21 protein-coding genes are annotated in these 24,595 nt (G+C 64.1%); 6 read left to right on the plus strand and 15 right to left on the minus strand.

The window, feature by feature from the left end; genetic code table 11:
* Positions 1–146 precede the first annotated feature (146 nt).
* From paaZ to paaF, 14 genes are all read right to left on the minus strand, one after another.
* Positions 147–2,201 (minus strand): phenylacetic acid degradation bifunctional protein PaaZ, encoded by a 2,055-nt coding sequence (paaZ, locus tag ABVN20_RS27140; protein ID WP_368558877.1) that lies wholly within the window; start codon positions 2,199–2,201, stop codon positions 147–149.
* Positions 2,202–2,232: 31 nt separating this feature from the next.
* Positions 2,233–3,879, minus strand: a complete 1,647-nt coding sequence (locus ABVN20_RS27145; RefSeq protein ID WP_368558878.1) for a cation acetate symporter — start codon at positions 3,877–3,879, stop codon at positions 2,233–2,235.
* Positions 3,876–4,184 (minus strand): DUF485 domain-containing protein, encoded by a 309-nt coding sequence (locus ABVN20_RS27150; protein ID WP_224537691.1) that lies wholly within the window; start codon positions 4,182–4,184, stop codon positions 3,876–3,878. Before ABVN20_RS27150 ends, ABVN20_RS27145 begins: the two co-directional genes overlap by 4 nt.
* Before the next feature lie 156 nt (positions 4,185–4,340).
* Positions 4,341–5,417, minus strand: coding sequence for a 1,2-phenylacetyl-CoA epoxidase subunit PaaE (gene paaE, locus ABVN20_RS27155; RefSeq protein ID WP_368558879.1), 1,077 nt, complete (start codon positions 5,415–5,417; stop codon positions 4,341–4,343).
* 33 nt (positions 5,418–5,450) lie between these two features.
* Entirely contained in the window at positions 5,451–5,984 is a 534-nt protein-coding gene (paaD, locus tag ABVN20_RS27160) for a 1,2-phenylacetyl-CoA epoxidase subunit PaaD (protein WP_368558880.1), read from the minus strand.
* On the minus strand, positions 5,971–6,732 hold the full coding sequence (gene paaC / locus ABVN20_RS27165; protein ID WP_368558881.1) for a 1,2-phenylacetyl-CoA epoxidase subunit PaaC: 762 nt from the start codon (positions 6,730–6,732) through the stop codon (positions 5,971–5,973). The genes paaD and paaC overlap by 14 nt, the downstream gene beginning before the upstream one ends.
* Before the next feature lie 8 nt (positions 6,733–6,740).
* On the minus strand, positions 6,741–7,022 hold the full coding sequence (gene paaB / locus ABVN20_RS27170) for a 1,2-phenylacetyl-CoA epoxidase subunit PaaB (protein WP_007943393.1): 282 nt from the start codon (positions 7,020–7,022) through the stop codon (positions 6,741–6,743).
* A 129-nt stretch (positions 7,023–7,151) separates the two neighbouring features.
* Positions 7,152–8,141: a 1,2-phenylacetyl-CoA epoxidase subunit PaaA gene (gene paaA, locus ABVN20_RS27175; protein WP_368558882.1), complete on the minus strand. Its 990-nt coding sequence runs from the start codon at positions 8,139–8,141 to the stop codon at positions 7,152–7,154.
* A 318-nt stretch (positions 8,142–8,459) separates the two neighbouring features.
* Positions 8,460–9,785, minus strand: a complete 1,326-nt coding sequence (gene paaK, locus ABVN20_RS27180) for a phenylacetate--CoA ligase PaaK (RefSeq protein ID WP_368558883.1) — start codon at positions 9,783–9,785, stop codon at positions 8,460–8,462.
* A 99-nt stretch (positions 9,786–9,884) separates the two neighbouring features.
* The gene (gene pcaF / locus ABVN20_RS27185) at positions 9,885–11,096 is read right to left on the minus strand and encodes a 3-oxoadipyl-CoA thiolase (RefSeq protein ID WP_368558884.1); all 1,212 of its coding nucleotides are present in this window, start codon (positions 11,094–11,096) and stop codon (positions 9,885–9,887) included.
* Positions 11,089–11,538: a hydroxyphenylacetyl-CoA thioesterase PaaI gene (paaI, locus tag ABVN20_RS27190; protein ID WP_368558885.1), complete on the minus strand. Its 450-nt coding sequence runs from the start codon at positions 11,536–11,538 to the stop codon at positions 11,089–11,091. Before paaI ends, pcaF begins: the two co-directional genes overlap by 8 nt.
* Positions 11,531–13,048, minus strand: a complete 1,518-nt coding sequence (paaH, locus tag ABVN20_RS27195; RefSeq protein ID WP_368558886.1) for a 3-hydroxyacyl-CoA dehydrogenase PaaH — start codon at positions 13,046–13,048, stop codon at positions 11,531–11,533. The genes paaI and paaH overlap by 8 nt, the downstream gene beginning before the upstream one ends.
* A gap of 3 nt (positions 13,049–13,051) precedes the next feature.
* Complete coding sequence (gene paaG, locus ABVN20_RS27200; RefSeq protein ID WP_368558887.1) at positions 13,052–13,843, minus strand: 2-(1,2-epoxy-1,2-dihydrophenyl)acetyl-CoA isomerase PaaG; 792 nt, start codon at positions 13,841–13,843, stop codon at positions 13,052–13,054.
* Between the two features lie 47 nt (positions 13,844–13,890).
* Entirely contained in the window at positions 13,891–14,664 is a 774-nt protein-coding gene (paaF, locus tag ABVN20_RS27205) for a 2,3-dehydroadipyl-CoA hydratase PaaF (protein WP_368558888.1), read from the minus strand.
* A 361-nt stretch (positions 14,665–15,025) separates the two neighbouring features.
* Here paaF and paaY point away from each other — a divergent pair, with 361 nt between their 5' ends.
* From paaY to feaR, 3 genes are all read left to right on the plus strand, one after another.
* Positions 15,026–15,622, plus strand: a complete 597-nt coding sequence (paaY, locus tag ABVN20_RS27210; protein WP_368558889.1) for a phenylacetic acid degradation protein PaaY — start codon at positions 15,026–15,028, stop codon at positions 15,620–15,622.
* 162 nt (positions 15,623–15,784) lie between these two features.
* A complete protein-coding gene (gene paaX, locus ABVN20_RS27215; RefSeq protein WP_368558890.1) occupies positions 15,785–16,708 on the plus strand; it encodes a phenylacetic acid degradation operon negative regulatory protein PaaX in 924 nt (307 codons plus the stop codon).
* Positions 16,709–16,793: 85 nt separating this feature from the next.
* A complete protein-coding gene (gene feaR, locus ABVN20_RS27220; RefSeq protein ID WP_368558891.1) occupies positions 16,794–17,708 on the plus strand; it encodes a transcriptional regulator FeaR in 915 nt (304 codons plus the stop codon).
* A gap of 330 nt (positions 17,709–18,038) precedes the next feature.
* On the opposite strand, the gene tynA is transcribed toward feaR, so the two are convergent.
* On the minus strand, positions 18,039–20,309 hold the full coding sequence (gene tynA / locus ABVN20_RS27225; protein ID WP_368558892.1) for a primary-amine oxidase: 2,271 nt from the start codon (positions 20,307–20,309) through the stop codon (positions 18,039–18,041).
* A 214-nt stretch (positions 20,310–20,523) separates the two neighbouring features.
* Here tynA and ABVN20_RS27230 point away from each other — a divergent pair, with 214 nt between their 5' ends.
* The 3 genes from ABVN20_RS27230 (at position 20,524) to ABVN20_RS27240 (ending at position 24,562) form a co-directional block, all read left to right on the plus strand.
* Positions 20,524–21,024: a sigma-70 family RNA polymerase sigma factor gene (locus ABVN20_RS27230; RefSeq protein WP_368558893.1), complete on the plus strand. Its 501-nt coding sequence runs from the start codon at positions 20,524–20,526 to the stop codon at positions 21,022–21,024.
* A gap of 40 nt (positions 21,025–21,064) precedes the next feature.
* The gene (locus ABVN20_RS27235; RefSeq protein WP_368558894.1) at positions 21,065–22,042 is read left to right on the plus strand and encodes a FecR domain-containing protein; all 978 of its coding nucleotides are present in this window, start codon (positions 21,065–21,067) and stop codon (positions 22,040–22,042) included.
* Positions 22,043–22,138: 96 nt separating this feature from the next.
* Positions 22,139–24,562 carry a TonB-dependent siderophore receptor gene (locus ABVN20_RS27240; protein ID WP_368558895.1) on the plus strand — a complete coding sequence of 808 codons (2,424 nt, stop codon included), beginning with the start codon at positions 22,139–22,141 and terminating at the stop codon, positions 24,560–24,562.
* Positions 24,563–24,595 lie beyond the last annotated feature (33 nt).

Below are 24,595 nucleotides of genomic sequence, written 5' to 3' on the forward strand. Positions count from 1 at the left end.
CAAGGGCCTCATCGCGGGCAAGCCCGCTCCCACAGGGGATTCTGGTGTACACAAGATCTGTGTTCACTGCAGATCTCTGTGGGAGCGGGCTTGTCGAATCGTCGCACCGCCGCGATGAGGCCCTAAAATTCACCACAAATTGAGGATCAACCCTCGCGCTTCACCACCAAGGTCAGAATGTCATAACTGGCCACCAGCTCACCCAGCTGGTTGGTCACTTCCACATCCCACGCCACCACCCCTTGCGGGATGCCTTGCGGGCTCTTCTTGCCCTGGTCGATCTTGCGCTTGCAGGTCAGGCGCGCCTGGATGGTGTCGCCGATGCCCACCGGGTTGATGAAGCGCAGGGTGTCCAGGCCGTAGTTGGCCAGTACCGGGCCAGGCGCCGGGGATACGAACAGGCCGGCGGCGGCCGACAGGACGAAGTAACCGTGGGCGATGCGCTTGCCGAATTGCGACTCCTTGGCCGCGATGTCGTCGAAGTGCATGTAGAAGTGATCGCCCGACAGGCAGCCGAAGTTCACCAGGTCGGCCTCGGTGACGGTGCGCCGGTGGGTCAGCAGCGATTCGCCGATCTGCAGGTCCTGGAAGTAACGACGGAACGGGTGCACTTCGGTCTCGATGACCTGGGCGCCGCGCACGTATTCGCCGGTGACCGCCGCCAGCATGGTCGGCGAGCCTTGTACCGCGGCACGTTGCAGGTAGTGTTTCACCGCGCGCAGGCCGCCGAGTTCCTCACCGCCGCCAGCCCGACCCGGGCCGCCGTGCTTGAGTTGTGGCAGCGGCGAGCCGTGGCCGGTGGATTCGCCGGCGCAGTGGCGGTCCAGGACCAGCAGACGGCCGTGCAGGGCGGCGGCCACCGGGACGGCCTTGGCGGCAATCGCCGGGTCCTTGGTCACCAGGCTGGCCACCAGGCTGCCTTTGCCGCGTGCGGCCAGTGCCAGGGCTTCGTCGAGGTCGTCGTAGGTCATCAGCGTACTGACCGGGCCGAACGCCTCGATGTCGTGGGCACCGCCTTCGGCATGCGGGTCGCGGGCCTGCAACAGGGTCGGAGCGAAGAACGCGCCCTGGTCGACGTTCTCACCGCGCGGCTCGAACCCGTCGCGGGCGCCGAACAGCAGGTCGCTGTTCTGCAACAGCGCTTGCAGGCGCTCGGCCACGTCTTTCTGCTGGTCGTGGGACGCCAGGGCGCCCATGCGCACGCCTTCCACCGACGGATCGCCGACCACCACCTTGGCCAGGCGATCGCGCAGGCGCGTGGCGACGGCATCGATGTGCTTGGCCGGCACGATGGCGCGGCGGATGGCGGTGCATTTCTGCCCGGCCTTGGTGGTCATTTCCCGGGCGACTTCCTTGATGAACAGCTCGAACTCTTCGTCGTCCGGGCTGACGTCCGGGGCGAGGATCGCGCAGTTCAGCGAGTCGGCCTCGGCGGTGAACGGCACCGAGTTGCGAATCAGGTTGGGGTTGACCCGCAGCTTGGCGGCGGTGTCGGCGGAACCGGTGAAGGTCACCACGTCCTGGCCTTGCAGGCGGTCGAGCAGGTCACCGGTGCCACCGATGATCAGTTGCAGGCTGCCGGCGGGCAGCAGGCCGGACTCGTCCATCAGGCGCACCACGGCTTCGGTCAGGTAGCTGGTGGCACTGGCAGGTTTGACGATGCACGGCATGCCAGCGAGGAAGCTCGGGGCGAATTTTTCCAGCATGCCCCAGATCGGGAAGTTGAAGGCGTTGATGTGCACCGCCACGCCACCGCGCGGCACCAGGATGTGGGTGCCGGCGAAGCTGCCCATTTTGCTCAGTTGCAGCGCCGGGCCTTCGTGCACGACGTTGCCCGACGGCAATTCCCGCGAGCCCAGGCTGGCGTAGGTGAACAGCGTGCTGTTGCCGCCTTCGATGTCGATCCAGCTGTCGGCGCGGGTGGCGCCGCTGTGGTGGGAAATCGCGTAGAGCTGCTCCTTGCGCTCGGCCAGGTACAGGGCCAGGGCCTTGAGGCGCTGGGCCCGTTGCTGGAAGTCCAGCGCCATCAGGCCGGTGACGCCCTGGCGGCGACCGTGCTCGATGGCCTCGGCGAAGTCCGGGCGCTCTTCGTGGGTACGGGCGATCTCGTGACCGTCGATGGCGCTGCGCAGGATCTGTGCGCCGTGTTGGCCGATCCAGCGACCGGCGATGAAGCTTTGCAGTGTGGCAACTTGAGACATCTGGATTGCTCCGGGTTGGCAAACAGGTGGATTAGTGCTGACTGGCGCCCGAGGCGCCGATGCCAGTCATGGAACGGATGAACTGCGCCAGGTAACGACCGCGTTCGAGAGCGGCACGTGGCGAACGGTCGGTGACGGAAAACAGCCAGGCGCTGAAAAACGCCAGGCTCATGGAAAACAGCGCCGGGTTGGAGTACGGGAACAACGCCTTGTCGTGATGCAGGACGTTGACCCACACCGCCGGGCTCAGCACCAGCAGGACAATCGCCGAGACCAGTCCGGCCAGGCTGCCCAGCACCGCGCCGCGGGTGGTCAGGCCTTTCCAGTACATCGAGAGGAACAGCACCGGGAAATTCACCGAGGCGGCGATGGCCAGCACCAGGCCGGAGAGGAAGGCGATGTTCTGCGATTCGAACAACAGGCCAAGGATGATCGCCAGCACGCCAATGCACAGGGTGGCGATGCGCGACATGCGCATTTCCTGCTGTTCGCTGGCCTTGCCTTTGCGGATCACGCAGGCGTACAGATCGTGGGACACCGCCGAGGCGCCGGACAGCGCGAGGCCTGCAACCACCGCCAGGATGGTGGCGAACGCCACTGCCGAGATGAAGCCGAGGAACAGATTGCCGCCTACCGCCTGGGCCAGGTGCACGGCGACCATGTTGCCGCCGCCGATGATCGCGCCGCTGGCATCGCGGTACGCAGGCTCGGTGCCGACCATGACAATGGCGCCGAAGCCGACCACGATCAGCAGCAGGTAGAAGTAGCCGATGAAACCGGTGGCGTAGAACACGCTTTTGCGCGCTTCCTTGGCGTCGCTGACGGTGAAGAAACGCATCAGGATGTGCGGCAGGCCGGCGGTGCCGAACATCATCCCCAGCCCCAGGGAAATCGCGTCGACGGGGTTGGACAGCAAGCCGCCGGGCGCCATGATCGCCGTGCCTTTGGCGTGCACGGCGGTGGCACCGGCGAACATCGCTTCAGTGCTGAAGCCGAAATGGCGGAGCACCATGAACGCCATGAAACTGGTGCCGAACAGCAGCATCACCGCCTTGATGATCTGCACCCAGGTGGTGGCGAGCATGCCGCCGAAGGTCACGTAGAACACCATCAGCACGCCGACCAGCATCACCGCATAGAGGTAGTCGATGCCGAACAGCAACTCGATCAGCTTGCCGGCGCCGACCATCTGCGCCACCAGGTACATCAGGGCCACGGTCAGCGTGCCGAACGCCGAGGTCAGGCGCACCGGGGTCTGTTCGAGGCGGTAGGAGACCACGTCGGCGAAGGTGTATTTGCCCAGGTTGCGCAGGCGTTCCGCGATCAGGAACAGAATGATCGGCCAGCCGGCCAGCACACCCAGGGCGTAGAGCAGGCCGTCGTAGCCATTGAGGAACATCATCGCGGAAATGCCGAGGAACGAGGCGGCCGAGATCATGTCACCGGCGATCGCCAGACCGTTCTGGAAACCGCTCATGCCGCCGCCGGCGGTGTAGAAGTCACTGGCGGACCGTGTGCGCAACGCCGCCCAACGGGTGACGCCGAGGGTGAACAGCACGAACACCAGGAACATGCCGATGGCGTTCCAGTTGAGCGGGCGGGCGGCGCCTTCGGCGGCAACCGCAAGGTCGGTGACCACGGCCAGCGGCAGCAGGAACAGTGCAAGCAGGCGGCTCATCGGGCGCACTCCTGCTTGAGTTTGTCGTTCAGCGGGTCGATCACGTTGTTGGCGCGATAGACATAGAAACCGGTCAGCGCAAACGCCAGCACCACCATCACCACACCCACCAGCATGCCCACGGTGGTCACGCCGCCGCTCAGCGACTGGCCGAGGGTGGCCGGGGAGAACGCCACCAGCAGGACAAAACCGAAATAGATCACCAGCATGATCAGCGACAGCGACCAGTAGAGCTTCTGCTTGCGGCGCACCAGTTGGATGAAATCCGGGTGCTGGTGGATGAGTTCGATGTCTTGTGGGGTCATGGCACGCTCTCTTTTTGTTTTTTTATGGGTGAAACACGATCCCCTGTAGGAGCGAGCTTGCTCGCGAATGCGGTGTGTCATTCAACTTTTACATCGACTGATACACCGCCATCGCGAGCAAGCTCGCTCCTACAGGGGGCGGGTGATGCCTGTTTTTCAGAGCTGATCGAAATCCAGCACCACCTTGTCGGTGATCGGGAAGGCCTGGCACGACAGCACGTAGCCGGCGGCGACTTCGTAGTCTTCCAGGGCGTGGTTGCTGTCCATTTCCACTTCGCCTTCGATGACCTTGCACTTGCAGGTCGAGCACACGCCGGCCTTGCACGAGTAGGGCAGTTCGGCGCCCTGGGCGTTGCCGGCGTCGAGGATGCTCACGCTGTTGCGCGGCAGGTCGAAGGCCAGGGCGCGGCCGTCGCTGATGACGGTGATCTGGCTGACGGCGGCGTCCACCTGGCGGGCGGCTTCGCGGGCCTCGCGTTTTTGCTGGCTGCCGGCGGCGGCGAACAGTTCGAAGTGGATGCGCTCCGGCGCCAGGCCCTTGGCCTTGAGGCTGTCGCGCACGGTTTCGGTCATTTCCTGCGGGCCGCAGATGAACGCCGCGTCCAGGGCCTTGACGTCGAGCCAGCGGGAAAACAGCTGCTCGCACTTGTCGGCGTTGATCCGGCCGTTGTACAGGTCGACGTCCTGCTGCTCGCGGCTGAACACGAAGATCAGGTTCAGACGGTGCAGGTAGCGGTTCTTCAGGTCTTCGAGCTGTTCGCGAAACAAGGCGCCGGAGCTGGAGCGGTTGCCGTACAGCAGGGTGACGCGGCTGTGCGGCTCGGCTTCCAGGGTGGTCTTGATGATCGACAGGATCGGCGTGATGCCGCTGCCGGCCGCCACGGCCAGGTAGTTGCCATGGCGGGTGGGGTCCAGTTCGACACTGAAGTGCCCGGCCGGTGGCATCACCTCCAGGCAGTGCCCGGCCTTGAGCTGTTCGTTGGCAAAGGCGGAAAAACGCCCGCCGGCCACACGCTTGACCGCAATGCGCAGTTCACCGTCGTTGATGCCGGTGCAGATCGAGTACGAGCGCCGCACTTCCTCGCCGTCCAGTTGCGTGCGCATCACCAGGTGCTGGCCCTGGGTGAAGTGGAAGCTGTCCTGCAGCTCCTGCGGGATCTCGAAGGCGATGGACACCGCGTCACGGGTTTCGGCGCGCACGTCCTTGATGGTCAGGCTGTGAAATTTGCTCATTGTTATTCTCCAGCTGAGGCGGGCATGGGCCGCTCAGATGCACTTGAAATAGTCGAACGGCTCGCGGCAATCGACGCAGCGATACAAGGCCTTGCACGCGGTGGAGCCGAACTCGCTGAGCACCTCGGTGTGGGCGCTGCCGCATTGCGGGCACAGCACCTGCGGGCGTTCGCCGAGCAGGCTGCGCTTGCTGGTGCTGCCCTCGGGCGGCGCGATACCGTAGGCGCGCAGGCGCTCACGGCCGCCAGCGCTGATCCAGTCGGTGGTCCAGGCCGGGGTCAACCGGCGCTCCAGTTGCGGCGCGCGGAAACCGGCCTGCTCCAGCGCGTCGCGGATGTCGCTCTCGATCACTTCGGTCGCCGGGCAGCCGGAGTAGGTCGGCGTGACCACCACGTGCAGATGGCCGGCCTGCCAGTCGAGGTCGCGCACGATCCCCAGGTCGACCACGCTGACCACTGGCACCTCCGGGTCCATGACCTCGGCCAGAATCGCCCAGGCCGCGCTCAGGTCGCCCGGTTGCGCCGCACGCGCACCCAGGTCGCTGGTGATCAGCTCACCAGGTTGCATCGGGGTACGCTCGTGGCAAAAACTGCATCTCGGCCAGCAGGATGCCCAGGTGCTCGGTGTGCAGGCCCTTGCGTGCGTTGAGGTAGAAGTAGTTCGCGGCGGCCGGGACGGGCAGGGTGGCGCTTTCGAAAATCGCTTCCACGCGGGCTTGCCAGGCGCTGGCGACAGTGGCGATGTCCGGGCTGATGCCGGCCTCGCACAGACGCTGTTCGCTGTCATCGGCGGCGAGCAGTTCCACGGTGAAACGCCAGACTTCCGGGATCGCCGCGAGCATGCGCTGGTGGCTTTCCTCGGTGCCGTCGCCCAGGCGCTCGACCCATTCGCTGGAGCGGCGCAGGTGATAGGTGACTTCCTTGACGGCCTTGGCGGCGATCCCGGCGATGCGCTCATCGCTGGACTGACTCAGGCCCTGGAGCACCGGCAGGTGCCAGGCGTCGTAGAGGAACTGCTTGAGCATGGTCACCGCGAAGTCGCCGTTGGGTTGTTCCACCAGCAGCAGGTTGCGGTAGGCGCGCTCGTCGCGGCGGAACGCCAGGTGATCGGCGTCGCGGCCGTCAGCCAGCAGCTCGGCGGCGTATTCCAGCCAGTTGCGCGCCTGGCCGACGAGGTCGAGGCCGACGTTCATCAGCGCCAGTTCTTCTTCCAGCGCCGGGGCCTTGCCGCACCACTGGCACAGGCGCTGGCCCTGGATCAGGGCGCTGTCGCCCAGGCGCAGCAGGTATTCGATCAGATCGGTCTTGTTGTTCATGGTCGACCTCACATGTGCCCGACTTCGGCCGGCAGCTCGTAGAAGCTGGCGTGGCGGTAGACCTTGTCGTCCGACGGGTCGAACAGCGGGTCTTTTTCATCCGGCGACGAGGCGGTGATCAGCGCGGACGGCACCACCCACAGGCTCACGCCTTCGCTGCGACGGGTGTAGAGCTCGCGCGCGTTCTCGATGGCCATGGTGGTGTCGGCGGCATGCACGCTGCCGACGTGCTTGTGGTTGAGGCCGTGCTTGCTGCGCACGAAGACTTCGAAGAGGGTCCACTCGGACATTTCAGTTCTCCACATCGGTTGCTCTGTGTAGGAGCGGGCTTGCCCGCGAGGCGGCCTCAAGGACAGTGGTGATTTCACTGCCGCCATCGCTGGCAAGCCAGCTCCTACACGCAGAGGGTTCTGGCCGGTTCAGGCGGCGTTCTTGTTTTGTTTTTTGCGGGCGTGGGCGACGGCGGCTTCGCGGACCCAGGCGCCGTCTTCAATGGCCTTGCGGCGCGTGGCGACGCGCTCGGTGTTGCATGGGCCGTTGCCCTTGAGCACTTCGTAGAACTCGCTCCACTGGATTTCGCCGAAGTCGTAGTGGCCGCGCTCGGCGTTCCACTTCAGGTCCGGGTCGGGGCAGGTGCAGCCCAGCAGTTCCAGTTGCGGGATGGTCTGGTCGATGAAGCGCTGGCGCAGTTCGTCGTTGCTCTGGCGCTTGATCTTCCAGGCCATGGACTGGGCGCTGTTGGGTGAGTGTTCGTCGCTGGGGCCGAACATCATCAGCGATGGCCACCACAGGCGGTTGATCGCGTCCTGGACCATGTCCTTCTGCGCCTGGGTCCCTTCGCGCATCATGGTCAGGAGGATTTCGTAGCCCTGGCGCTGGTGGAAGCTCTCTTCCTTGCAGATGCGGATCATCGCCCGGGAGTAGGGACCGTAGGAGGTGCGCTGCAAAACCACCTGGTTGACGATGGCCGCGCCATCCACCAGCCAGCCCACCGCGCCCATGTCGGCCCAGTTCAGGGTCGGGTAGTTGAAGATGCTCGAGTACTTGGCCTTGCCGCTGTGCAGCTTGGCGATTTCCTCGTCGCGGTCGGCGCCCAGGGTTTCCATGGCGCTGTACAGGTACAGGCCGTGGCCGGCTTCGTCCTGGATCTTCGCCATCAGTTGCAGCTTGCGCTTGAGCGAAGGCGCACGGGTCACCCAGTTGCCTTCGGGCAGCATGCCGACGATTTCCGAGTGGGCGTGCTGGGAAATCTGCCGGATCAACGTCTGGCGATAGGCATCCGGCATCCAGTTCTTGGCTTCGATCTTGATTTCCGAATCAATTTTTTCCTGGAAGGCGCGTTCCTGTTCGGACATCTCCGACAGGTCCTTGATGCGCTTGACGCCGGTTTCTACAAGCTGTGCGTACATGGGGGTCTCCCGCCTTGAATCTGATCTAGGGCATGGAGAGATTTATAAGCGATACAGAAATTAATATCAAACAGAAAATATCGTGTCGTATGTGTTTTTGTATCGCTTTGGGATGAGTGGTTGGTTTGAGCTATGCACCTGTCCCCTGTGGGAGCGAGCCTGCTCGCGATCGCGGTGGGTCAATCGACAGGGGTGTATCTGACACGACCTATCGCGAGCAGGCTCGCTCCCACAGGGGTTGGCAGGGATTTTGTGGCGGGTGGGGTTACAGGCAGGCAAAAAAAAGCCCCGCAATCGCGGGGCTCAAAGGTGCAGCAGTCATGCTTTCGGGCGATTGTCGATCACGTGGCAGGCCTTGCCTTCGGAGCGCTTGATCGAGTGGAACGGCTGCAGGACGATCCGCGAGCTGATGCCGATGTAGGTCTTGATGTGGCGGCTCAGTTCGGCGCAAACGGCCTTCTGCGCATCGTCGCCCAGGTGCTGGTGGTCGGCCTTGAGTTCGACGTGCACGTCGACGCTGTCGAGGTTGCCATTGCGATACAAATGGATCTCGTAGCACTCGGCAAGCTGTTTGATTTTGAGCACCTGCTCCTCGATCTGCGTCGGGAACACATTGACCCCACGGATGATCAGCATGTCGTCGCTGCGCCCGGTGATCTTGTCGATGCGCCGCATCGGCCGTGCGGTGCCCGGCAGCAGGCGCGTCAGGTCGCGGGTGCGGTAGCGGATCATCGGCAGGGCTTCCTTGCTCAGCGAGGTGAACACCAGTTCGCCCATCTGCCCGTCCGGCAGCACTTCACCGGTGACCGGGTCGATGATTTCCGGGTAGAAGTGGTCTTCCCAGAGGGTCGGGCCGTCCTTGGTCTCGGCGCATTCCATGGCGACGCCCGGGCCCATGATTTCCGACAGGCCGTAGATGTCCAGCGCGGTGATGCCCAGGCGCTGTTCGATGGCGCTGCGCAGCTCGCCGGTCCACGGCTCGGCGCCGAAGATGCCCAGGCGCAGGGCCAGCTTGTGCGGGTCGATGCCCTGGCGCTCGAGCTCGTCGGCGATGTTGAGCATGTAGGACGGCGTGACCATGATGATGTCGGGCTGGAAATCCTTGATCAGTTGCACCTGTTTCTCGGTCTGCCCGCCGGACATCGGGATCACCGTGCAGCCCAGGCGTTCGGCACCGTAGTGCGCACCGAGGCCGCCGGTGAACAGGCCGTAGCCATAGGAAATGTGCACCTTGTCGCCACGCCGGCCACCGGCCGCACGGATCGAGCGGGCAACCACATTGGCCCAGGTGTCGATGTCGTTCTGGGTGTAGCCGACCACGGTCGGTTTGCCAGTGGTGCCGCTGGAGGCGTGCAGGCGCACCACTTCCGGCATCGGCACGGCAAACATGCCGTAGGGGTAGTTGTCGCGCAGGTCGGACTTGGTGGTGAAGGGGAACTTCGCCAGGTCTTCCAGCGAGCGGATGTCATTGGGGTGCACGCCCAGGGCGTCGAAGCGCTGACGGTACAGCGGCACGTTGTTGTAGGCGTGGCTCAGGCTCCAGCGCAGCCGGTCGAGCTGGTGGCTGCGCAGTTCGTCGATGCTGGCGGTTTCCAGCGGGTCCAGCACAGGATCAAGCACGGCTTTGGCTATTGGCATGTTCATAACTTCACTCGAATTATTTTTGTGTTCCGGCCCCGCAGCAGCGAGGCTTTGAGTGCATGCGCCAAGGATACCTCTCGGCTCCCCGGGAATCGCGGTTCTTTAGTCGGACAGTCGCTCGATGATCAGCGCGATGCCCTGGCCGACGCCGATGCACATGGTGCACAGGGCGTAGCGCCCCTGGCGTTCTTCCAGCTCGTGCAGGGCGGTGGTCACCAGGCGCGCGCCGCTCATGCCCAGTGGATGGCCCAGGGCAATCGCGCCGCCGTTGGGGTTGACCCGCGGGTCGGCGTCGCCAAGGCCCAACTCGCGCAGCACCGCCAGGCCTTGTGCGGCGAAGGCTTCGTTGAGTTCGATCACGTCCATGTCGGCCAGGCTCAGGTTGGCCAGTTCCAGCACCTTGCGGGTCGCCGGCACCGGGCCGATGCCCATGATGCGTGGTTCGACGCCGGCGGTGGCCATGGCGACCACCCGTCCGCGAGCCTTCAAGCCGTGACGCTTGGCCACTTCTGCGCTGGCCAGCAGCAGCGCACAGGCGCCGTCGTTGACCCCGGAGGCGTTGCCGGCCGTGATACTGCCGCCTTCGCGGAACGGCGTGCCGAGTTTCTGCAATTGCTCAAGGGTGGTGTCGCCACGCGGGTGCTCGTCGTGCTCGACGACCTTGGCCGGGCCCTTGCGCTGGGGGATCTCGACCGCAACGATTTCCCTGGCCAGGCGCCCGCTGGCCTGGGCGGCTGCGGCGCGTTGCTGGCTGCGCAGGGCAAAGGCGTCCTGGTCGGCGCGGGACACCTTGAACTGTTCGGCGACGTTCTCGGCCGTTTCCGGCATGGAGTCGATGCCCCAGGTCTTTTTCATCAGCGGGTTGACGAAGCGCCAGCCGATGGTGGTGTCGTACACCTGCGCGTCACGGGAAAACGCCTGCTCGGCCTTGCCCATGACCAGCGGTGCGCGGGACATCGACTCGACACCGCCCACCAGCATCAGCCCGGCCTCACCGCAACGGATCGCCCGCGCCGCGCTGCCGATGGCGTCCAGGCCCGAACCGCACAGGCGGTTGAGGGTGGTGCCCGGCACGCTGACCGGCAGCCCGGCCAGCAGCGCCGACATGCGTGCCACGTTGCGGTTGTCTTCGCCGGCCTGGTTGGCGCAGCCGTAGATCACGTCGTCGACGCTGTTCCAGTCCACCTGCGGATGGCGACGCAGCAGTTCGCGCAGCGGCACCGCGCCGAGGTCGTCGGCGCGCACGCTGCTCAAGGCGCCGGCGTAGCGACCGATGGGGGTGCGCACCGCGTCGATGATCAAGGCATCATTCATTGGGAGTCTCCTGCGTCAGCACAGCGCCGCGCACTTTGTAGGATTTGCCGTGGAACAGCGCGATCAGCTGGCCCTGTTGGTTTTCAATGCGTACGTCGTAGTTGCCGGTGCGGCCGGAACGGCTCTGCTCGACACAATCGGCGGTCAGGGTGTCACCCAGGCGCGCCGGGGCGATGTAGTCGATGCTGCAGCCGATGGCCACCGTGGCCTCGTTGTAGCTGTTGCAGGCAAAGGCGAACGCCGAGTCGGCGAGGGCGAACAGGTAGCCGCCATGGCAGGTGCCGTGGCCCTGGACCATGTCGTCGCGCACCGTCATGCCGACGCGGGCGCAGCCCGGGCCGGCGGACAGCAGGCGCATGCCCATGGCCTGGCTGGCGTTGTCGCGCTGGAACAGGGCTTGCGCGCAGGCACTGGCCAGGTTCATCGCTCCATGATTAGTCATGCAGGGTTCTCCCTTCGGCCACGCGGCGGCGCAACAACAGCGACGGCCGGTAGCGTTCTTCGCCATAACTGGCTTGCAGGTATTCCAGCACCTTGAGGATGTGCGCCAGGCCAATGCTGTCCGCCCAGGCCAGCGGGCCCTGCGGGTAATTGACCCCGGCGCGCATGGCCAGGTCGATGTCGGCGGCCGAGGCCACGCCTTGCAGCAGGGCATCGGCGCCTTCGTTGGCGAGCATGGCCACGGTGCGCAACACGGCAAGCGCCGGGCTATCGCTGAGCTGGCTGACGCTGAACCCGGCCTGTTGCAGCAGGGCAACGCCCTGTTCAAGGGCGCTCGGCTCGATGTCGGCGGCGCAACTGATCGCCAGGCGGCTGGCCTTGGCGTAATCGCCGGCGAGGTCGAGCAGGATCAGGTTGCGCAGGCCGTCTTCGCGGCTGCGCTGGCAGGCCATGCGCCCGTCGCTCAGGGCCAGCACCGCATCGCCGACCCGCAGCAGGCCCTGGCCGTCGCGCTGGATGATCTCGATACCGTGTTCGCGCAGGCGCGGGATCAAGCCGCCGGCAATGCCCAGATCACCTTCGACTGCGCAGGTGGTAACGCGCTGTTTGCTGTTGATCGAGGCCGGTTGTGGGCGCACCGCACCGTCGGCGTAGCTGTAGAAACCCTGGCCGCTCTTGCGGCCCAGGCGCCCGGCGTCGACCAGTTCCTTCTGGATCAGCGACGGCAGAAAGCGCGTGTCGTGGTAGTAGGCGTCGAACACCGAGCAGGTTACGGCATAGTTGACGTCGTGGCCGATCAGGTCGGTCAGCTCGAATGCGCCCATGGCAAAGCCGCCGGCATCGCGCATCAAGGCGTCCAGGGTTGCGCAGTCTGCCGCGCCTTCCTGCAACAGGCGCAGGCTTTCGGCGTAGAACGGCCGGGCCACGCGGTTGACGATGAAACCGGGAGTCGAACGGGTGTGCACCGGTTTTTTCCCCCAGGCCTTGGCGGTGTCGTACAGGCACTGCGCGAGTGCCGGGTCGCTGGCCAGGCCCGAGACGATTTCCACCAGCGCCATGACCGGCGCCGGGTTGAAGAAGTGCAGGCCGAGCAGGCGTTGCGGGTGGCGCAGTTGTGCGGCGATGCTGGTGATCGACAGCGACGAGGTATTGCTGGCCAGGATGCAGTGTTCGTCGCACAGCTCTTCGAGTTGGCGGAACAGGCTGCGCTTGACCTCGAGGTTCTCGACGATGGCTTCGATGATCAGCGCGCAATCGGCCAGCGCTTCGATGCTTTCCACGGCGTGCAGGCGGCTGATGGTGGCGCTGCGCGATTCGGCGGCGAGCTTGCCGCTGTCGACGCGCTTGCCCAACTGCCGGTCGATGCCTTCGATGGCTTGCGCGGCGGCGCCCGGTCGGTTGTCCAGCAACAGCACCGAGTGGCCGGCCTGTGCCGCGACCTGGGCAATCCCGGCGCCCATGGCGCCGGCGCCGATGACGGCGATGCGTGCGTTGATATCCAGAGCGGTCATGACTCAGCGCCCCTTGAAGCTTGGGCTGCGTTTTTCCATGAAGGCGCTGACGCCCTCGCGGTAGTCCTCGCTGCGCCCGGCCAGGCGTTGCAGGTCTTTCTCCAGCTCCAGCTGTTCGTCGAAGGTGTTGCTCAGGCTGGCGTTGAGGCTGCGCTTGATCAGCGCCAGGCCGTAGGTTGGTTGGGTGGCCAGGTGACGGGCGAGGGTCAGGGCTTCCTCGCGCAGGTCGGCATCGTCCACCACGCGGTAGATCAGGCCCCACTGTTCGGCCTGCTCGGCGCTCAGGCGGTTGCCCAGCAGGGCCAGGGCCTTGGCGCGGGCCATGCCGACCAGGCGCGGCAGGGTCCAGGTGCCGCCGGAGTCGGGGATCAGGCCGATCTTGCAGAACGCCTGGATGAAGCTTGCCGAACGCGCCGCCAGCACCAGGTCGCAGGCCAGCGGGATGTTGGCGCCAGCCCCGGCCGCCACGCCGTTGACCGCGCAGATCACCGGCAGTGGCAGGTCGCGCAGTTGGCGGATCAGCGGGTTGTAGAACTTCTCGATGGACTCGCCCAGGTCCGGCACGGCGGCGCCCGGCGCGACGTTGCGGTCGCTGAGGTCCTGGCCGGCGCAGAAGCCGCGACCTTCACCGGTCAGCAGCAGCACGCGCACCTCAGGGTTGTTGCGCACTTGTTTCAGCGCTTCCTTCACTTCGCCATGCATCTGCGTGTTGAAGCTGTTGAGCTGGTCCGGGCGATTGAGGCTGAGCAGGGCGACGCCGGCCTCGATGGAAAACAGGATGTGTTCGAAGGTCATGGTCTTGGCGCTCTCTTGGAGGTCGTTCGCGTTCTTGAAAAAGGGGATTACTGGCCGGTGAAGCTCGGCGGGCGTTTTTCCTGGAAGGCGGCGATGCCTTCGTCGCGGTCGCGGGTGCCGGCCAGAACGGTGAAAGCGTGGCGCTCGAAACGCAGGCCGCTGGCCAGGTCGGTATCCATCGCCTTGAGCAGCGCTTCCTTGGCCAGGCGCACCGCCAGCGGGGCTTTTTTGGCAATGCTGGCGGCGATCTGCAGGGCGCGCTCGATGGTGAATTCCGGTTGCGTCACTTCACTGACCAGCCCGGCGCGCTGGGCCTGGCGGGCGTCGATCGGCTCGCCGGTGAGGACCATCTGCATGGCCATGGATTTGCCCACCGCGCGCAGCAGGCGTTGGGTGCCGCCGGCGCCGGGCATGATTCCCAGGTTGATTTCCGGCTGGCCGAAGCGCGCGTCTTCACCGGCGACGATGATGTCGGCGTGCATGGCCAGCTCGCAGCCACCGCCCAGGGCGAAGCCATTGACGGCGGCGATCAGCGGCTTGCTGAAGCGGGTGATGGTTTGCCAGGACGCCTGGCGCGGGTCGTCGAGGATGCCCACCAGAGTGCGTTCGGCCATTTCCTTGATGTCGGCGCCGGCGGCAAAGGCCTTGCGGCTGCCGGTCAGGACCACTGCGCGGGTGGCTGGGTCGGCCTGGGCGGCGTTCAGTTCATCGGCCAGTTCACCGAGCAGCTCGGTGTTCAGGGCATTCAACGCTTGTGGGCGCTGCAGGGTGATCAGGCGGACGCCCGGCTCGATGAACTCGACAGCAAGGGTTAGAGGCATGGCGGATGCCCTCACGGTGCACGCTCGGCTGTGGTGCCGGCTCATTATTGGATCGGCAGGGTGTGCCGGTTTTGCCTGAGTATACCTACAACGTGATACGCAAAATCAACTGTGAAATTGATTTAATGTGTCCTATTGTCTGGCGCATGGTTTTTCATGGAGGGGCGTAGACAGCTTTAGATCAAGCTGAGTCGCCCGGTTTTATTGGTCTTTATCGGGTTTTTCTCAGGCCGACCAGTGGTCGTTTAGCCGCGCTTTATAAGTGATACGACTTTTTGTCATTTGTTCTATCAAAAGTGATGTGATACAAAATAAACACGAATCGGCATCGCTTTGTGAATGCCCGGAAAGGTAAACGCCCATGACTTGCTACAGCCTCGATGGCTTGACCCCGGTGGTCGATCCGACCGCCTACGTTCACCCCTCGGCCGTCCTGATCGGTGACGTGATCGTCGGGCCCCACTGTTATGTCGGCCCGCTGGCCAGCCTGCGCGGCGACTTCGGGCGGATCGTCCTGGAAGAGGGCGCCAACGTGCAGGACACCTGCGTGATGCACGGTTTCCCGGACAGCGACACGGTGGTCCAGCGCAACGGCCACATCGGCCATGGCGCGGTGCTGCACGGCTGCCGCATCGGTGCCGACGCGCTGGTGGGGATGAATGCGGTGGTGATGGACAACGCGCACATCGGCGCACGTTCGTTCGTCTCGGCGGCGGCCTTCGTCAAGGCCGGCTTCGAAGGCCCCGAGCAGTCGCTGATCATGGGCGCACCGGCCAGCGTCAAGCGCGCCTTGAGCGACCAGGAAGTGGCGTGGAAACAGGCGGGCACCCGCGAGTACCAGCAACTGGCCCAGCGCTGCCTTGAGCAGATGCGCGTGTGCGAGCCGCTGGCAGAACCGGAGGTGGATCGGCCGCGTATTGCGGATCGGGGGTTGCGGCCAAAAGGCTCAGGCCATTGATATCTCTGTAGGAGCGGGCTTGCCCGCGATTGCGGTGTGTCAGTGCCACAGAGGTTGCCTGACACTCCCTCATCGCGAGCAAGCTCGCTCCTACAGGGGCGGTGGTGAGATCAACAGGCAAACTTTCGGTATATTCCTTTTCTTTTTTCGCTCGGTACGCCCATGTCGTCGCTGACACCCCTGAACCAACTGATTACCCGCTTCCAGGAACAGACGCCGATCCGCGCCAGTTCCCTGATCATCACGCTGTACGGGGATGCCATCGAACCCCATGGCGGCACGGTGTGGCTGGGCAGCCTGATTCAATTGCTCGAACCGATCGGCATCAATGAACGCCTGATCCGCACCTCGATTTTCCGCCTGACCAAGGAGGGCTGGCTGACCGCCGAAAAAGTCGGGCGACGCAGTTACTACAGCCTGACCGGCACCGGTCGGCGGCGGTTCGACAAGGCGTTCAAGCGCGTCTACAGCTCCAGCGTGCCGGCCTGGGATGGTTCCTGGTGCCTGGTGATGCTGACCCAGCTGACCCAGGACAAGCGCAAACAGGTGCGTGAAGAGCTGGAGTGGCAAGGTTTTGGTGCGATCTCGCCGGCGGTGCTGGCCTGCCCGCGCAGCGACCGCACCGACCTCAACGCGACCCTGCTGGACCTCGGCGCCCAGGAAGACACCATCGTGTTCGAGACCACCGCCCAGGACGTGCTGGCCTCCAAGGCCCTGCGTCTGCAGGTGCGCGAGAGCTGGAACATCGAGGAGCTGGCGGCCCATTACAGCGAGTTCATCCAGTTGTTCCGACCGCTCTGGCAAGCGCTTCGCGAGCAGGAAAACCTGCAACCGTCGGACTGCTTCCTGGCACGTGTCCTGCTTATTCACGAATACCGCAAATTGCTGCTGCGTGACCCGCAACTGCCGGACGAGTTGTTGCCCGGCGACTGGGAAGGTCGGGCCGCCCGGCAGTTGTGTCGCAATATCTATCGGCTGATCTACGCCAAGGCCGAGGAGTGGTTGAACAGTGCCCTGGAGACCGCCGACGGTCCGTTGCCGGATGTCGGCGAAAGCTTTTATCGGCGCTTTGGCGGGCTCAAGTAACCCGTCTGCTGTCAGGGAGAGGCATTGTTCAGGAGAACCCGTGGATTGGCGTAGATAATAAAAACAAGCCTGCGTGAGGCCCGACATGATTTCTTCAATTGCACAGCGCCGTGATGGCTTCGATCAGTGGATTCACCAGATCAACCGGATTTGCGGCGCCTTCAACGCGCAACCTTTGGGCGAGGGGTTTGCCGGACAGATCCGCGAACACCAGGACGGCGCGCTGAAGCTCAGTTTTGTCGATGCGCGCCAGGCGCGGCTGTTCCGCACGCCCCAGGAAGTGGCGGCGGGCGAGGGCGGCAAGTACTTTGCGGTGTACCAGCTCGATGGCACCGCGGGCATGGCCCAGGGCGACAGCCGGGCGCTGCTGTCGGCCGGCGACATCACCCTGATCGACGCCTCGCGCCCCAGTGACTTTACCTACAGTGACAATTCGCGGCAGTTGTCGTTGATCCTGCCGTCGCAGCTGGTGGAGCAGACGCTGCGCTTCAACCAGGTTCGCTGCGGTCACCGGATCGCGGCGACGTCGCCGATCGCCCTGTTGTCGCATCGGCTGATCCTCGAAGCCACCCGCCAACCTGAGCTGAGCCGCCAGGAGGGCGAAGCGACGCTGGAAGCGATTGTCAGCCTGCTGCGCCCGGCGATCAGCCAGGCCGACGACGACAGCGATCCGCACGAGCGCACCTTCCGCAAGACCCTGAACTTCATCGACCAGCACATCCGCTCCGAAGAACTGTGCCCGGAATGGCTGGCCCGGGAAGTCGGCATGTCCACCCGTGGCCTGTACCGGATGTTCGCCAAGAAAGGCCTGGTGGTGGCGCGCTACATCAAGAACCGCCGCCTGGACCTGTGCGCCGAATCCCTGCGCCAGGCGGGCAAGGAGCAGAAGCTGTCGGTGTTGGGATATTCCTGGGGGTTCTCCGATTCGAGCTATTTCTCCACCGCGTTCAAGACCCGCTTCGGCGTCGCGCCAGGCGAATACCGTAAGCAGCACGCCTGAGGCCCTGCGAATAAACCTGTAGGAGCGAGCTTGCTCGCGATGACGGTGTGCCAGTCAACATCATCGTTGTTTGACCCACCGCCATCGCGAGCAAGCCCGCTCCCACAGGGGTTTTGGGTTGTCCGCGGATTTTGTGGGTTGCAGATGTACCTGTGGGAGCGAGCTTGCTCGCGATAGCGGTACATCAGTGACTGATCTGTCGACTGACACACCGCCATCGCGAGCAAGCTCGCTCCTACAGGGGGGCGGTGTATCAGACTGATCTGTCGACTGACACTCCGCTATCGCGAGCAGGCTCGCTCCCACACAAGTTTTCCCACAGTTTTGTGATTACTGCGGGGCATTGAGGTTCAGCGTCGGGGTTTCGTCGAAGAAGTTCCACGGCTTGAGCAGCACATGCACCCACTCGGTCGGCATGATCGGCCATTCCTCGGCGCGGGCCACGTGGGTGGTGCCGGTGGTCAGCCAGACCACATCGTCGCTGTTCTCGATGGACTGGTTGTCGTGGGTGAATTGCCCCAGGCCCGAGTCCTTGTCCGAGCGGTTCGGGTATTTGCCTTCCGGGTATTTTTCCTCGGGGTTGTAGCGCGTCACCCACAGTTGCTTGTCCATGAAGCTCAGGCGGTGATAGAGCCATTCGTCCTTGCCGAAGTTGGCGCCCTTGGCCACCGGGTGGGTGCCGCCGGCGTACGGGATCAACTGGTAGGACACCGGGTTGCCCACCTTGTTTTCCTTGCCCGGGTTGCTCAGCAGGCGCACGGTCGAGGGGTCGAATTTCTGCGCCGCCTGCTGCTCGGTGCCGACCACACGGGTTTCGGTCTGCATGGTGCTGGTACGCGGCCCGCCACGCTCGTTGGCGGCGATCACCGGGTTCACTTCCACCAGTGAGTTGTTCTCGCCGTCCACGTCCATGTCCAGGCGGAAGTTATAGATGTGCTGGTGCGTGGTGCCGACGATATTGTGGTCCAGCAGGGTGCCGTAGCGCGTGTCTTCCTTGGCCGTGGCTTCGTGCATGGTCCTGGACTTCACGCCCTTGACCGCCTCGATGCCGGTGGCGCCGGCGTCGATGCCGATGGTGCCGTTCTGCTGGAAGACCCAGTCGAAGATGTAGTCGTAGTTGCCCACGGTGCTGATCCAGCGCACCACCAGTTCGCGGCGCTCGGTGCTGAGGTTGGGCTGGCCCATTTCCTGGTGCTTGTATTCCGGGCCGGCGTAACGTTCGAACACCGCCATGGCGCGGGGGATTCGGGTCGGGGCGCCGGTGTAGTCGGCGATGGTCGCGTCCAGCAGCACGGCGTTTTGCGGCGCGTCCTTGCCCCGGGCAATCGGTGAGGTGAGGGTGCCCATGCCGTAGTCGCCGGAGTCCAGGTAGGCCTTGAAGTACCAGCCGCCGTCCGGGTCGCCGTAAGGCACGATCATGCCGCCCAGCGAGCCTTCGTACATGATCTTGCGTTTCTTACCCTTGTCGTCATAGGTGACGGTGGACAGGATCGGCCCGACCCGCGAGTCCAGGCGCACGTGGAAGTCCCAGTTCTGCCAGTGAATGCTGTTGCCGGTGATGGTGTAGTTCTTGCCCTCCGGCTCGATGATCTCCAGCGGCTTGACCTGGCTGCCCTTGCGCCCGCGCCCGTCATAGGGCGTGGCTTTCATCGGCACCGGGATCACCCCGCCGTCCTCGATCTTGATCAGCTTTTTCTGCTCGAGGTCCACCACCGCCACCAGGCCCTCGATCGGGTGCGCCCAGTAGTTGCCATCCCCGGTGTTCAGGTAGCTGACTATCTTCAGCAGGCGCTTGTCCTGCGCCAGGCCATCCTTGCCGTCGAAGTAGCCGACGGTCAGCGGCGTGGCCACCACCTGCTTCACATCGTGGATGCCGCGCTTGGCCAGGGCCTGGGCGTAGTCCGGGCTGGCCTCGATGGCCGCCTGCACCGTGGCGAAATCGTCGAGCAGGACCATGCCATGCGCGCCTTCGATGGGCGTCCAAGACTTGAGGGTCTTGCTGTCGAGGTCCACCAGGGCTTCGCTGACATGCTTGCCGTCGAGCACCACGATGCTCGCCTGGCGCGGCTGACTGACCGGCTGCCCGCTCAAGGTGAAATTCCACACCTGATCCTTCGGCGGCTCCTTGACCGACACTTCGGTAAAGCGCAGCCCCGGCTGGTAGTGCGGCGATTGCTTGACGATGTTCACCGCGCTGTTGATTTCGTCGGCGCTCAGCGGGTTGAGCGGGTTCGGCCGGGTCTCGACGACAAAGGTCTTGTCCAGGCCCGACTGGAACACCTGGTTGATGAAGTCCTTGGACATGTAGGCGGTCTTGCCCTTGAACACCACGGGCACCGTCAGCTCCATGCGCTTGCCGTTGAGCATCGCCACTTTACTGTTGGGTTTGACCTTGAGGTACACGCCGTCCTTGGCGATCACGAACAGGTCGGCGTAATCGTCCCATTTGACCGAGGCGCCGAACTCTTCGAGGCCGGCCTGCAGGGGCACCATTTCGGCATGGCCGCCGTGGGCGAGGGCGGTGTCGGCCCAGGCGGGCAGGCCCAGGGTGATGGCCAGTGCGAGGCGCGCCAGAGGGTGTTTTTTGAATGCGGTGAACATGACTGATTTCCCGGTAGAAGCCGATGGCTGGCATGGCTCCACATTGCTACAGCCCGTAGCGGGCTCTTTTTGTATGCCTGCCAGAATCCTTTGCCTGCGTGCCTAAATCAACTTTTCCCGCTGACCTGCCGGTCGAGGGCGCCTGCCCGGCGGCCATTGCTTCTGGTTAATACGAAGCATTATTATTCACGCCCCGTCTTCACAGCACACCGCAATGATCCCCAAGCTGCCCCGCAGACACGGCTTTTTCGAGCATTACGAAGAGTTGGTTGGCACCTGGACCCGTCGCCTGAGAAACCGTCAGCAGGCCGAGGATCTGGCCCACGACACCTTCGTGCGGGTGCTTGAGTCCGATTCGGCGGACGTTGCGCAGCCCAGGGCCTATCTGCACCAGACTGCGCGCAACATCGCGGTGGATGGTTATCGGCGTGAAGACCGGCGTGGCGCCATGGAGTCCGAGGCAATTGATGAGGGTGTGTCGTCGTCCGGCGACCCGGAGCATTTCATGTATGCGGTCCAGTTGGCTGATTCCATCGAACGGGCACTCGCCGAACTGCCGGTCAATTGCCGCAAGGTGTTCGTCTGGCAGAAAATCGAAGGCCTGACCCAGGCTGAAATCGCGCAACGCCTTGGACTGTCCAAGAACATGGTGGAAAAGTATATGATCCGCACCTTGCGGCATCTGCGCGACCGCCTCGACGGACTGCAATCATGAGCGGCAGCGCCTTTTCATCCCCAGCCACACAGGAACTTCCATGATGGATAACTGCGCGTGCGGGCAAACAACGGTTCGCGATGAAGCGGCGCGGTGGTTTGTGCGTCTGCGGGAACCGGCCGTGAGCATCGAGGAGCATCTGCAGTTCGAGCACTGGCTTAACGAACACCCGCAGCACCGCGATGAATTTCAGTTGCTCCAGGGCCTGTGGTCGGCGGCGGACCTGCTGCCGGCTGCGCGCCTGCAAGCCTTGTGCGAAACCCCGCCGGCGCGTAACAAGCGTCGGCCGCTGGTGCGTTATGCGGTGGCCGCCAGTGTGCTGGCGGTGGCGCTTGGCCTGGGGCTATTCAGTGGCTTGAATCAGTCGGGCAGTTATTCGGCCGAGTTCGCCACGACGCTGGGCGAGCGTCGCCATGTGGCGTTGCCGGACGGTTCGGTGATCGACCTCAACAGCCGCAGCCGACTTCAGGTACGTTTTGAAAAAGGCCAGCGCAACGTCGAGTTGAGCGAAGGCGAAGCCATGTTCAACGTCGCACACGACAGTGACCGACCCTTCGTGGTCGAGTCGGGCAGCGGCAAGGTTACGGTCACCGGCACCCGTTTCGATGTGCGACGCGGCGCCAGTGACACGCGGGTCGTGGTCGAGCAGGGCACGGTCAGGGTGCAGGGGCGTGAAGCGCCAGGCGACGTTTTTGTCGCGCTCACCGCTGGCCTCGGCACGCGGGTCGATGCCCACGGCAACGTCGCTCCGGCTTATGCCGTGAATCCAGCGGAACTGACCGCCTGGCGCAGCGGCAAGCTGGTGTTCAACAACGCCAGCCTCAGCGAAGTCGTCGAGGAAGTGTCGCGCTATCGCGAAAAACCGCTGACCGTCAGCAACGACCAGGTCGGCCAGTTGCGCCTGACCAGCGTGTTCAAGTCCGACAACACCGAGGCCTTGCTCAAGGCCCTGCCGAACATCCTGCCGGTGGCCGTGCGCACCCATGCCGACGGCAGCCAGGAAATAATTTCAAAATAGATTCAGGTTTTTTTCGAGTTCATCGTCTTCTTGTCCAACTGCAACTGGTTTGCATTAACAGACGCACTTCATTGCGCTCACAGGACTATGTTCGACGTGAAAAACTCCACTGCCAAAAACAACAAATCCCCTTGGCTGCCGCTGGCGCTCGCGCTGGCGGTCAACGTTGCGTTGCCCCAGGCGTTCGCCGCCGATGGTATCCACATCCGCGCGCAACCGTTGGGCCAGGCCCTGAGCGAACTGGGCCAGCAGACTTCGCTGCAAGTGTTCTTCAGCCCGGAGCTGGTGGCCGGCAAGCAAGCCCCGGCGGTGGACGGTGATCTTTCGCCGGAACAGGCCCTGCGCCAATTGCTGCAAGGCAGTGGCCTCGAATATCAGATCGACGAAGGCTCGGTGACCCTGACGCCGGCACCGACTTCGGCGGCCAATGGCCCGCTGGAACTGGGCGTGACGGACATCAAGGTGGTGGGTGACTGGCTCGGCGACGCCGATGCCGCCGTGGTGCAGAACCACCCCGGCGCACGCACGGTAATTCGCCGCGAAGCCATGGTCGAGCAGGGCGCGATGAACGTCGGCGATGTGCTCAAGCGGGTGCCGGGCGTGCAGGTGCAGGAAGCCAACGGCACCGGCGGCAGCGATATTTCCCTGAACGTTGGGGTACGCGGCCTGACGTCGCGCCTGTCGCCACGCTCCACCGTGTTGATCGACGGCGTGCCGGCGGCGTTCGCCCCCTACGGCCAGCCGCAATTGTCCATGGCGCCGATTTCCTCGGGCAACCTGGACAGCATCGACGTCGTGCGCGGCGCCGGCTCCGTGCGCTATGGACCACAGAACGTCGGCGGGGTGATCAACTTCGTCACCCGTGCCATTCCGGAAAAAGCCTCCGCTGAAATCGGCACCACCCTGGAAACCTCCCAGCACGGTGGCTGGAAGCACATCGACACGGCGTTTGTTGGCGGCACCGCGGACAACGGCATCGGCGTGGCGCTGCTGTACTCGGGCGTCAACGGCAACGGTTACCGTGAGCGCAACAACGGCAACGACATCGACGACGTGTTGCTCAAGACCCATTGGGCGCCGACCGATGTCGACGATTTCAGCCTCAACCTGCATTACTACGACGCCAGCGCCGACATGCCCGGTGGCCTGACCCAGGCACAGTACGATGCCAACCCGTTCCAGTCCGACCGCAACAACGACAACTTCAGCGGCCGCCGCAAGGACATCTCGTTCAAGTGGATCCGCCAGATCGACGATCGGACCCAGGCCGAAGTGCTGACCTACTACACCGACAGTTTCCGGGGCAGCAACATCGCCGCCCGTGATCAGAAGACCATCGGTTCCTTCCCGCGCACGTATTACACCTTCGGCATCGAACCACGGGTGTCCCATGTGTTCGACGTGGGTCCGACCACACAGGAAGTCAGCGTCGGCTATCGCTACCTCAAGGAAGCCATGCACGAAGAGGCCAGCCGCCTGGCGCTGGTCAACAATGAGCCGGTGGTGCGTCCGGGGTCGGACGGTCATGTGTATCAGGACCGTACCGGCGGCACCGAAGCCAATTCGGTGTACGTCGATAACAAGATCGACGTCGGCAACTGGACCATCACGCCGGGCATCCGCTTCGAACACATCAGCACCGACTGGCACGACCGCCCGGTGCTCGACACTGCCGGCAAACCGGTGCAGGAAAAACGTCGTGACATCGAGAGCAACGAGCCACTGCCGGCCCTGAGCGTGATGTACCACGTTTCCGATGCGTGGAAGCTGTTTGCCAACTACGAGACCTCGTTCGGCAGCCTGCAATATTTCCAGCTTGGCCAGGGTGGTTCGGGTGACGACACGGCCAACGGCCTGGAGCCGGAAAAGGCCAAGACCTACGAGCTGGGGACGCGCTACAACGATGACGTGTGGGGCGGTGAAGTGACGCTGTTCTACATCGACTTCGACAAGGAACTGCAATACATCAGCAACGATGCCGGCTGGACCAACCTCGGCGCGACCACCCACCAGGGCATCGAGGCCTCGGTGCATTACGACCTGGCCGCCCTCGATCCGCGCCTGGAAGGCTTGACCGCCAATGCTGGCTACACCTATACCCGTGCGGTGTACGAGGGCAAGATTCCCGCTTTCGAGGGTCGTGACTTGCCGTTCTATTCGCGCCAGGTCGCGACCGCGGGCCTGCGCTATGACATCGACCGCTGGACCTACAACGTCGATGCCTTCGCCCAGTCCAAGCAACGCTCGCCGGGTATTTCGGTGAACGCCAACGGCAGTTTCACCAACAACTACATCACCGAGGGCACGGCGGATGGCCAATACGGCGACATTCCGGGTTATGTGACCTGGAACGTGCGTGGCGGCTATGACTTCGGGCCGCAGCTGTCGAACCTGAAGCTGGGGGCGGGGGTGAAGAACGTGTTCGACAAGCAGTACTTCACTCGTTCCAGTGACAACAATGCGGGGATGTATGTCGGTACGCCGCGGACCTTCTTCGTGCAGGCCAGCGTGGGCTTCTGATAGACCGCCATCGCGGGCAAGCCCGCTCCCACA

Origin of the sequence: Pseudomonas sp. MYb118 (genome assembly GCF_040947875.1) — a bacterium.
Classification (GTDB): Bacteria; Pseudomonadota; Gammaproteobacteria; order Pseudomonadales; family Pseudomonadaceae; genus Aquipseudomonas.